This is a genomic window from Streptomyces sp. NPDC058955 (assembly GCF_042741435.1).
Classification (GTDB): Bacteria; Actinomycetota; Actinomycetes; order Streptomycetales; family Streptomycetaceae; genus Streptomyces.
The window spans coordinates 1-832 of the sequence record NZ_JBHYKM010000194.1 but is presented as its reverse complement, the minus strand read 5'-3'; the positions used below and the strand labels follow the sequence as shown (position 1 = coordinate 832).

Below are 832 nucleotides of genomic sequence, written 5' to 3'. Positions count from 1 at the left end.
ACCTCGCCCCCGCGCCGGGGCGCGGCGCGGGGGAACGGGGGCCCCCCGCCTCTGGCCACCCCGCCGGCGCCGTCGGCGAGGGCGGCGGCGGCCAGCCGGACCGCGGACGCCTCGGCGCCGGGGGTGGCGTACACGCCGTCGCCGCTGAAGGAGTCGGGCGTGGCGTTGATGACGGCCAGAAGATAGGTGCGGCTGCCCCAGTGGATGTCCAGGGGGCCGACGGCGGTGGTGTGCGTGGACATGGGCGCGAACTCCTGGGGATCGTCAGCCGGCGGGGACGAGGGCGGTCTCGATGGACGCGGCGAGGGCCGCGTCCGCCTCGGTGACGGAGCCGAGGGTGTGGGTGTTGCAGCGGAAGGTGAGGGAGAGCACCGCGGGCAGCTTCACGGCCGGGTCGTCGGCGGGGGTGCGCACCGGCGGGCGCCAGCGGATCTCGATGTCGGGGTGGTGGTTGGCGGCCTCGGCGATCCGCTCCACCCGCTCGACGACGGCGAGGAGTTCGGGGAAGGTCTTCGGCTCGAAGACCCGGACGAGGGCGCTGTCGCGCACCTCCCAGCCCGCGGGGGCGGCGGGGGACGTGCTGGTCATGGTTCCTCCGGAGGTGGACGCGGGCCCCGGGGACGGTGCCGGGGCGCGCGGACGGACCGCCGCCGGTACGGGCCGGACGGCGGGAGCGCGGACGGTGACGGGCCGCGGGTGGCGGACCTCGGGGCGGCCGGGCCGCGGCGAGGTGGGCCGGCGGCGCGGTGTCGGAGACGGGGCCGACCGGTGCGGTACCCGACCGTGCTGGACGCGCTGCTCGCGGCGGGGGAGCACGCGCGGGGGATGCGGT

1 protein-coding gene and 1 pseudogene are annotated in these 832 nt (G+C 78.4%); both read right to left on the bottom strand.

What is annotated here, in order from left to right:
• Positions 1–242, bottom strand: a pseudogene (locus tag ACFW1I_RS37105) (hypothetical protein); the annotation flags it as partial.
• Positions 243–264: 22 nt separating this feature from the next.
• On the bottom strand, positions 265–588 hold the full coding sequence (locus ACFW1I_RS37100; RefSeq protein WP_384678323.1) for a 4a-hydroxytetrahydrobiopterin dehydratase: 324 nt from the start codon (positions 586–588) through the stop codon (positions 265–267).
• Between the last annotated feature and the right edge of the window lie 244 nt (positions 589–832).

What these genes read in the sequence shown, in the direction of transcription:
- ACFW1I_RS37100 (WP_384678323.1), bottom strand. Translation starts at nt 588, where the DNA reads ATGACCAGCACGTCCCCCGCCGCCCCCGCGGGCTGGGAGGTGCGCGAC.